The organism is Bacteroides rodentium JCM 16496 (assembly GCF_000614125.1).
GTDB classification, from domain to species: Bacteria; Bacteroidota; Bacteroidia; order Bacteroidales; family Bacteroidaceae; genus Bacteroides; species Bacteroides rodentium.
This window is the reverse complement of the sequence record NZ_BAKJ01000054.1, coordinates 20,281-29,248: the sequence shown is the minus strand read 5'-3', so window position 1 is coordinate 29,248 and position 8,968 is coordinate 20,281. Positions and strand designations below refer to the sequence as shown.

The following is an 8,968-nucleotide window of genomic DNA, read 5'->3' as shown; positions in this document are numbered from 1 at the left end:
ATTTATCTCTTTTGCAATTTAGAAATCCTGTTACCATCCCAAAGCCTCAATTCACAATCGGCAGGCGCCTTTATATTTTCGTCGAGAATGATTTCCTCATAGCTTTCGGCAGTGATACAGCCTGTCCGTGGATTCTTCACCCCGCCTATTGTTCCCTTGATGGTTGCCTGCACCGAACTATATTCAAAAGCCCGGTCGCAGTCGGGACCAAAGGTGCAATTCTCCAGTACGAGGTCGTGGGCATAGCAGAGCGGTTGCTCACCGGTTATATGGCAATTCACCAACCGGAGATTGTGCGAATGCCAGCCAAGATATTCGCCGTTGAGTTCAGAATCGTAGATTGTTACATTCTCCACCTCCCAGAAAGCATCCTTCGTAGTGATTTTGGCATTGTGCAACTCTACATTCTTCACATACTGGAAAACGTACTTGCTGTCGCTTTCCAATCCGTCTATGCGGATGTCGCTGCTGAACATGAACGGATAAGTTCCTCCATGCAGTTTCAGATTTTTGATATTCAGATTTTTACAACGCCAGAACACCTCATCGGCATCGTTTATCTCTACATTATCTATTTCGATGTCGTGCATCTCGCGAAACATTTTGGGTGCATCGATACGCGTATCAGTCATTTTCAGATGGTCGGAATACCACAGTGCCGAACGCCCACCGACATCGAAAAAACAACGGTCGATAACAAATCCGTGAACATGCCAGAAGGGATAATTTCCTTCGAACCGGCAATCAATAGCTTCGATGTTGCTGCATTCCTTGATGGCTGATTCTCCAGCACGGATAACTACATTCTCCAAACGTAAGTCATGCGATTCAAACAAAGGTCTTTCTCCGCCAAATGCTGTATTTGATATTATTTTCATCTTGTTTTCAATTTTATTATTCTATTCTCTTTATCAATTTTGCGGGGACACCACCTACTATTGTATTTGCTTCCACATCTTTCGTCACGACCGCTCCAGCTCCCACCACAGCATTGTCACCAATTGTCACTCCTTGAAGAATCGTTGCATTAGAACCTACCCAGACATTCTTTCCCAGTACAATTGGTGCCGGATAGGTAGTTTGGCGTTCTTCCGGAGGCAAACCATGATTGAGCGTTGCAAAGACTACATTATGCCCAATTTGGCATCCGTCGCCGATTATCACACCACCATGGTCTTGAAAATGACAGCAGGCATTAATAAATACGCCTTCGCCCACTGTAATATTCTTCCCGAAATCGGCATAAAACGGCGGAAATACCCGGAACGATGACGGAACTTGATAACCGAACAATTCGGATAGCAACTCACGTACCTCGTCCGGCGTATAGTATGCGGTGTTCAGCCGGAAAGTGATACGCCTGGCTTCATTGCTCATTTCGTCCATAAAGCATTGTATCTCCTCCGTATTAAGCGCTTGACGCGTCTTTACATATTCTTTGAATTCGTTCGTAGTCATAGTTTCTCCTACTTAAGTTTATCGTATTCTTCATCCGTCACCGGCTCTAGCCATTCATTAGAAGTATCCTCACCGGGAACCTCAAAAGCAAGATGAGCAAACCAACCATCAGAAGCAGCACCGTGCCAATGCTTCACATTTGCAGGGATATGGATAACCGTACCGGGCAGAATCTCTACTGCCAGCTTGCCTTCTTCTTGATACCACCCACGACCGGCAACACCGATAAGCATCTGTCCGCCGCCTTTAGTAGCGCGGTGTATATGCCAGTTGTTCCGGCAACGAGGCTCGAAAGTGACGTTAGAGATGGAAACCTGCTCACGTGAAACGGGAGCAAGATAGCTGTTACCTATGAAGTACTGTGCGTATGCTGTGTTCGGTTCTCCAATGGGAAAAATCATTTCACGCTGGAACGCGGCTTTGGTATCTTCACCGGTGGTGTCCTCTGCCCATACGCCTTTGGCCAGATTAAACGCTGCCCACGCTTTGGGCCAACCGGCATAGAATCCGATATGGGTGATGATTTCAGCAATCTCCGTACGGGTGATGCCGTTCTTTTTTGCCGACTGAAGGTGGAACACGAGCGAATTATCCGTGATACCTTGACTGATAAGAGAAGTAATAGTTACCAAACTACGGTCACGCAGACCGAGTTTGTCGGTGCGGCTCCAGACCTCGCCAAAGAGGACATCGTCGTTTAGTTCCGCAAATTTAGGAGCAAACTCACCCAACTGGGTGCGTCCTGCTGTCTGTACTATCTTTTCTTGTGCCATAACATTGAGTGTTAAAATGCTGAATACTGAAATTAAAAAAATCTTGTTCATAGTCGTTCTATTTATTGCATGAAGTTATTGAGCTTGTTAGCCGGGTTAAGTGGCGTCTGGTCAGACAAGACCAATGATTTGACCATGTGCAACGTTCCTTGCTTGTATTTCTGAAAGTGTTCTGATGCAATATGTTTTTCATAAGCCGCATGGCTCGCATAGGTTTCGAGAATAGTCACTTTGCAGGGATTCTCCTTCTCGCCGACCGCATACATAGTCAGTACGCCCGATTCGGTACGCAGAGAGATTTCGCCTACTTCGGTTGCGTATTTCATATACTCGTCGAGATACTGCGGATAAACCTCGATTTTCGACAACCGCACGATACCGTCAGCACTCATCGGCTCTTTGGCGCACATACCCGGCTGCTTATCCAGATTCAGGCATTTGCCGATAATCTCTCCCGTGGCAAGGTAGGAATAGGTCGGAAATTCAAACAATACGGGTTTCAGCTTCGTATAGTCGAGTTTTCCGTTATTATCAAGCACTTCAGGAGCAGCATATGTATTGACTATCGCACAAATGAAATTGTCGAAACCTTCAGTTTCATAGATATCTACCACCTCACACTCCATGGTGAGGGGTGATGCGTCTATAACGGGGGTACCGTTTTCGCCAATATGGTAGGCAAACACCTCCGACTTATCGACCGTTGCACCGCTTACACTTCCCACATAGTCAGCTTTCGGCAATATTTCACGACTCACCAGATTGACGGAAAGTCGTTTTGAGTCCTTTATCCCTTGATTAGTGTAATGGCTTTTACTCATGCTGATGAGTATCCGGTCATGTCCAATAACACCCGTATGCCCTACCACTAGCCAGTTTACTTTCCCTTCAACCTCCGCCCCGACAACCGTCATCGGCTTGGGATAGAGCGCCAACAGATTTCCGAGATTTTTCTTGTTCGTTTCCATTATATTGGGTTGAACGGTGTTCTCCTTTACGGGAATACTGCACGACATTATGACAAGCAGTGACAGAACTACTAAAATTGTTTTTGCCATACTCTATATTGCCTGTTTTTCTTGTTAAACTTCTGATGACAAAGGTACCGCGATAGCACAAGCGAAGGTGTATATGATTTACGGATATTTGTACCCGAATTCCCGATTATACCGCAAGAAAGTTCAAGTTCATCAGATGAGTATAGTAAGACTGGCAGAAATCCCACGAATAATCCCATGCATGGTTTGTTTTTCATCGTTATTCTCTGCCGATACAGAAAACAAAAAAGCTCTGAAATCCTTGAATTTCAGAGCTTTGCTTTAATTTGTTATTTGCTTTCGCGGTGCGTACGGTACTTTAACCTACAATTTTACAAAATATCATAATATCGTAACTATCTACTAATAAACAGCTTATTACGATTGATTTATATCGTAAAATATCATTCAAAATCTTTTGCTATCTCAATAATTGGGTGTATATTTGGGTGCTAATTTAATTACATCCGAATATGAATATCAAGAGAAACATCATCTTTTCTTTGGAAAGCCGGAAGAAGAACGGCGTACCAATCGTGGAGAATGTGCCTATCCGTATGCGTGTGATATTTGCCAGCCAGCGCATTGAGTTTACAACGGGCTACCGCATCGACGCAGCCAAATGGGACGCCGACAAGCAGCGTGTAAAGCCGGGCTGCACCAACAAACTGAAACAGAGCGCATCCGAAATCAACACCGACCTGCTGCGCTACTATACGGAAATACAGAACATCTTCAAGGAGTTCGAGGTTCAGGGAACTATGCCTACCACCGCACAAGTGAAGGAGGCTTTCAACAACCTGCATAGCGAAAAGAGGGAGGAGGAACAGCAGAAGCCCCTGACGTTCGCACCTATGGAGGTGTTCGGGGAGTTCATCAAGGAATGCGGGACGCAGAACGGCTGGTCTGACGCCACTTATGAGAAGTTCGCCGCAGTGAGGAAACACCTTGAGAAGTTCGACAAGGAACTGACCTTCGAGGCACTGGACGAACCCAAGCTGACAAGCTACGTGAATTTCCTCAAGGACGTGGAAGGCTTGCGCAACACGTCCACCATGAAGCAGATAGCCTACCTGAAATGGTTCCTGCGGTGGTGCACCAAGAAGGGGTACTGCATGAACAACGCCTACGAGAGCTTCAACCCGAAGCTGAAAAGCGTCCAAAAGAAGGTGATATTCCTCACATGGGAAGAACTGAACAAGCTGAAAGACTACAAGATACCCCTGACCAAGCAATATCTCGAACGGGTAAGGGACGTCTTTCTGTTCTGCTGTTTCAGCGGGCTGCGCTATTCGGACGTGTACAACCTCAAACGGAGCGACATTCGGGACGGGCATATAGAAATCACCACCGTAAAGACTGCTGACCGCCTTGTCATCGAACTGAACAACCACAGCAGGGCGATACTTGACAAATACAAGGACGTGGAGTTTGAAGGACACAAGGCGCTCCCGGTCATCAGCAACCAAAAGATGAACAACTACCTGAAAGAACTGGGGGAACTTGCGGAAATCAGCGAACCGGTAAGCGAAACCTACTATAAAGGCAGCGAGCGTATAGACACCATTACACCCAAATACGCGCTGCTGGGCACCCATGCCGGAAGACGGACATTCATCTGCAACGCGCTTGCGCTCGGCATTCCCGCACAAGTGGTGATGAAATGGACGGGGCACAGCGACTACAAGGCGATGAAGCCCTACATAGACATAGCCGATGACGTGAAGGCGAACGCAATGAGCAAGTTTAACCAACTGTAACCACAATAATATCATGGAAGAAAGAATAACGTCAATGATACCCCGCTACGGGAAACTCAACAAGATATACACCGGAATAATGTCCGGAGACAGTTTCTCTTTTGAGAAGCAGCAGTTCATTTCCGATTTTTACAGAGAGTACGGAGACACGCAGCCCTTTGAAACCGCACTTATCAGTCTCATGCTTGAAATGGACGCCGCGCACTTCTCCATATTGCTGAACAGCCTGAAACGTGAGATTGAAAGCAACATCTCGACTTACAACACCTGCAAGGAGTTTTTCGACCGTCTCGATACCGGATATGTCTGCCGACAGCATGAAAGCCGTTTTGACTGGGGTATTGACAGACAGATGAAAGTCACAAACGGATATTACCGGGAACTCATGGAAGCGAACGGCTCTTTGGAGGCGGTAGGTTTCAGGGAACACGACCGTCAGGAAGAAGAACTGCTGGAAAGAAGGTACGAACGGTGCAAACGGGAATACGACAAGGAGAAAACCAAGCTGGATGAACTGTACAGGCAGAAGGAGCAGGCAAGACGGGAAGCCCTGCAATGCCTGCAAAACCGTTGCGGGGACATTTGCAGGCTGGGCGGCTCACTATTGGCAATCCTTGAAAAATACCTGACCGACCAAAAGAAAAAGGAAGGGGAAGAAAAGGAAATGTCCACATCCGGTACCACCCCGGCAAGCCCGCCCGCCTATTTCCCCATGCGGCTGCTGTCAGCCATTTATGAGAAATGCAACGGTGAACAGTTCGAAGCCGTTTCCGAACTGGACTTCTACGCCAGCATGAACCTGCAACCATGCGAAGGCAGACTGAAAACAAGACCGAGGGAGAAGGCGCGCGTATGCTATCTCATTTTCCTTATGGGTGAAACGCTGCCCAAGCCGGACAGAGAGAAATGGAAAGAGGACATCATGAACCTGCTGGGAATAGACGATACATACTACAAGTCAAAATACAAAGAGCCCGTTTCCGATTTCCCCAGTGACAGCAACCGGGAATTTGCCAAGGAAATGCGGTCAATATTCCGATAGTCGATGATATGTCCCGACATTCCACGATACCACCACTTTTACCACTCAAAATAATTTCCGCCACTCTTTATTACTTACTGATATTTAACAAGATAGCGTGATATTCAAATCACGCTATCCACATCCTTACCACCCGTACCCGGAAGTAACTTTGCACTGTTCGAACGAGGTAAAAAGCCCATGCGCAGGGCTTGCAGTACAAACGTTAATTTCATTCTGATATGGAAATTAGAGACCTTTTATCAAAGCCCGTATGGCAGATGACGGGCGAAGAGTTCATATTCTTGAACCGGCACGCCTTGCAGGGAAGCGGAACGAAGCCAGCACAACCGGCAGCCGACAAGGAAAAGAAGTATGTGTACGGGATAGGCGGCATAGCCCGGCTGTTCGGGTGCAGCATACCCACAGCAAACCGCATCAAGAAAAGCGGGAGGATAAACAGAGCCATTACGCAGATAGGACGCAAAATCATCGTCGATGCGGACATGGCGCTGGAACTGGCAGGACGCAAAAGCGGGGGACGCGGATAGGGAGGTGTAGTATGGACAACAAGGAAAGAAACATCACCCCCGAAGAGGCGGTAATCCTATGGCATGCCTCGCGGCTTGACCTCTCGAAAAACCACGAGCAGGCGCCCGAAATCCTGAAAGTGCAGGGCTCCGTCATCGGCACACTGGGAAATTTCAGCGCGTCAATCGGAAAAGCCAAAAGCAAGAAGACGTTCAACGTCTCCGCAATCGTGGCGGCTGCGCTGAAAAACGGGACGGTACTGAACTATACGGCGGAACTGCCCGAAAACAAACGGAAAATACTCTATGTGGACACCGAGCAGAGCACCTACCACTGTGAGATAGTGGCAAGGCGCAGCCTTCGCATGGCGGGGCTGCCGACCGACAGCAACCATGAGAACCTCGAGTTCCTCGTCCTGCGGAAGTACACGCCCGAAGAGCGCATAGCAATCGTGAGGGAGGCAATCTACCGTACCGAGAATGTTGGGCTGGTAGTCATCGACGGGATACGGGACATGGTGTATGACATCAACAGTTCCAGCGAGTCCACGAAGGTAATCTCCCTGTTGATGACATGGACGGGGGAAAGGAATATCCACATTCACACCATACTGCACCAGAACAAGGGGGACGAGCATGCAAGGGGGCACATCGGAACCGAGCTAAGCAACAAGGCGGAAACGGTGCTGCAAGTAGAAAAGGACGAGAAGAACCCCGGTGTAAGCACAGTCAAAACCGCACATATCAGGGCAGTGGACTTCGAGCCATTTGCTTTCCGCATCAACGGGGAGGCATTGCCCGAACTGCTGGAGGACTACCAGTTCAAGGACAAGGATGAGACAAAAGGGAACAGAGGGAAGTTCGACCCGTATAGGGACATCACCGAACAGCAGCACCGCATCGCACTGGAAGCGGCATTCACCCTGAAAGACGAATACGGTTACAAGGAACTTGAAGGGGCTTTGCGGGAAGCATACGCCTCTGTCGGTGTCAGACTCAGTGACCACAGACTGCGTGACCTCATCACCGTATTGAAAAACAAGCGGATGATAGTGCAGGAGAACGGAAGGAAATACACCTTCAAGCCGGACTTCCACTATTAGCGGCTCAGACTGGAAACCGCTTCACTTCAACCGGGGTATATATATATAGTGAAGTGGAGTGGAATATTCCAGAATATGGTAAAAACCGCTTCACTTTATTCCCGTACCTATATATACGGAAGTGAAGTGAAGCGGATATATACAGACCGTACCGCAAACATGTACGGGCGAAAAGAAAAAACAATATCCACTTAAACAGAAATCTACATGAATACGAATGAAGCGAAGCGGATACGCATAGAGGAATATCTGCATACTCTTGGCTACAACCCGGTAAGACGGCAGGGAGACAGCCTATGGTACAAGTCACCGTTCAGGGACGAGCAGGAACCGTCCTTCAAGGTGAACATGGAACGCAACCTATGGTACGATTTTGGCGCGGGCAGGGGCGGGAACATCATCGCACTGGCGCGGGAACTCTACGCATCCGACAGCCTACCCTATCTCTTGGAACGGATAGCGGAGCAGGCACCAGCGTGCGCCCGGTCTCCTTCTCTTTTGGCGGGCAACCACTCTCAAAACCGAGCTTCCGGCAGTTGGAGGCGGTGCCGCTTTCTTCCCCCGCCCTATTGTCCTATCTGCGGCAGAGGGGGATAAATACGGAACTGGCAAAAAGAGAATGCAGGGAGGTGCGCTATCTGACTGGCGGCAAACCCTACTTTGCCGTTGGTTTTCCCAACCGTTCGGGAGGCTACGAGATACGCAACAAGCTCTTCAAGGGCTGCATAGCACCGAAGGACATCACCCACATACGGCAGGAACAGCCGAAGGAGACCTGCTACCTCTTCGAGGGCTTCATGGACTACCTCTCCTTCCTCACCCTGCGGCTGGAAAGGTGTCCTGACCGTCCCGACCTTGACGGGCAGGACTACATCGTACTGAACTCGACTTCCAACCTCTCCAAGGCAATCCGACCATTGGGCGGTTACGAGCGCATCCACTGTTTCCTCGACAACGACAAGGCGGGAATGGAAGCTGTTCAGGAACTGCGGGAGGAATACGGGTTGCGCATCCAGGACGCGTCGCACATATACGGAGGCTACAACGACCTGAACGACTTCCTGCGGGGTAAACAGAACAGACAATCCGAACGGCGGCGTGAGAAGCCGGAACCGGAGAAAAGCCAACAGAAGGCAGAGCAACCGAAAAAGAAAAACAAAGGTATCAGGATGTAATCGTACAGCCACCGGAAGGCTTTGAAAAAAGCCATAGCTTATTAGGGCTTTTTCTTCACGCAATGCACGCATCGCTAAAAAAGCCCCAATGAGCAAAAGGGACGCCGCCCC

The 8,968-nt window shown here is 48.7% G+C and carries 8 protein-coding genes and 1 pseudogene; 5 read left to right on the top strand and 4 right to left on the bottom strand.

All coding sequences use genetic code 11. From position 1 onward, the window contains the following. Nucleotides 1-2: 2 nt before the first annotated feature. The 4 genes from JCM16496_RS17950 to JCM16496_RS17935 are packed head-to-tail and all read right to left on the bottom strand — an operon-like array spanning nucleotide 3 to nucleotide 3,289. Nucleotides 3-878 carry a DUF3737 family protein gene (locus JCM16496_RS17950; RefSeq protein WP_025835962.1) on the bottom strand — a complete coding sequence of 292 codons (876 nt, stop codon included), beginning with the start codon at nucleotides 876-878 and terminating at the stop codon, nucleotides 3-5. Between the two features lie 16 nt (nucleotides 879-894). After that, nucleotides 895-1,458 carry a sugar O-acetyltransferase gene (locus tag JCM16496_RS17945; RefSeq protein WP_025835960.1) on the bottom strand — a complete coding sequence of 188 codons (564 nt, stop codon included), beginning with the start codon at nucleotides 1,456-1,458 and terminating at the stop codon, nucleotides 895-897. 8 nt (nucleotides 1,459-1,466) lie between these two features. After that, on the bottom strand, nucleotides 1,467-2,282 hold the full coding sequence (locus JCM16496_RS17940; RefSeq protein WP_128809711.1) for a carboxymuconolactone decarboxylase family protein: 816 nt from the start codon (nucleotides 2,280-2,282) through the stop codon (nucleotides 1,467-1,469). 11 nt (nucleotides 2,283-2,293) lie between these two features. Further along, the gene (locus tag JCM16496_RS17935; protein WP_025835956.1) at nucleotides 2,294-3,289 is read right to left on the bottom strand and encodes a flavin reductase; all 996 of its coding nucleotides are present in this window, start codon (nucleotides 3,287-3,289) and stop codon (nucleotides 2,294-2,296) included. 452 nt (nucleotides 3,290-3,741) lie between these two features. Between JCM16496_RS17935 and JCM16496_RS17930 the strand changes: the two genes are divergently transcribed. The 5 genes and pseudogenes from JCM16496_RS17930 to JCM16496_RS17910 all read left to right on the top strand — a co-directional run bounded on the left by JCM16496_RS17930 (nucleotide 3,742) and on the right by JCM16496_RS17910 (nucleotide 8,857). Next, complete coding sequence (locus JCM16496_RS17930; RefSeq protein WP_025835954.1) at nucleotides 3,742-5,028, top strand: site-specific integrase; 1,287 nt, start codon at nucleotides 3,742-3,744, stop codon at nucleotides 5,026-5,028. A 13-nt stretch (nucleotides 5,029-5,041) separates the two neighbouring features. After that, entirely contained in the window at nucleotides 5,042-6,070 is a 1,029-nt protein-coding gene (locus JCM16496_RS17925) for a hypothetical protein (RefSeq protein ID WP_128809710.1), read from the top strand. 221 nt (nucleotides 6,071-6,291) lie between these two features. Next, complete coding sequence (locus JCM16496_RS17920; RefSeq protein ID WP_008647321.1) at nucleotides 6,292-6,600, top strand: DUF3853 family protein; 309 nt, start codon at nucleotides 6,292-6,294, stop codon at nucleotides 6,598-6,600. Between the two features lie 11 nt (nucleotides 6,601-6,611). After that, entirely contained in the window at nucleotides 6,612-7,682 is a 1,071-nt protein-coding gene (locus JCM16496_RS17915) for an AAA family ATPase (protein ID WP_025835949.1), read from the top strand. Nucleotides 7,683-7,889: 207 nt separating this feature from the next. Beyond that, nucleotides 7,890-8,857, top strand: a pseudogene (locus JCM16496_RS17910) (toprim domain-containing protein). Nucleotides 8,858-8,968: the final 111 nt, after the last annotated feature.

Coding starts and splice junctions, on each gene's coding strand:
- JCM16496_RS17925 (WP_128809710.1), top strand. CDS start 5,042: ATGGAAGAAAGAATAACGTCAATGATACCCCGCTACGGGAAACTCAAC.
- JCM16496_RS17920 (WP_008647321.1), top strand. CDS start 6,292: ATGGAAATTAGAGACCTTTTATCAAAGCCCGTATGGCAGATGACGGGC.
- JCM16496_RS17950 (WP_025835962.1), bottom strand. CDS start 878: ATGAAAATAATATCAAATACAGCATTTGGCGGAGAAAGACCTTTGTTT.
- JCM16496_RS17930 (WP_025835954.1), top strand. CDS start 3,742: ATGAATATCAAGAGAAACATCATCTTTTCTTTGGAAAGCCGGAAGAAG.
- JCM16496_RS17945 (WP_025835960.1), bottom strand. CDS start 1,458: ATGACTACGAACGAATTCAAAGAATATGTAAAGACGCGTCAAGCGCTT.
- JCM16496_RS17915 (WP_025835949.1), top strand. CDS start 6,612: ATGGACAACAAGGAAAGAAACATCACCCCCGAAGAGGCGGTAATCCTA.
- JCM16496_RS17935 (WP_025835956.1), bottom strand. CDS start 3,289: ATGGCAAAAACAATTTTAGTAGTTCTGTCACTGCTTGTCATAATGTCG.
- JCM16496_RS17940 (WP_128809711.1), bottom strand. CDS start 2,282: ATGAACAAGATTTTTTTAATTTCAGTATTCAGCATTTTAACACTCAAT.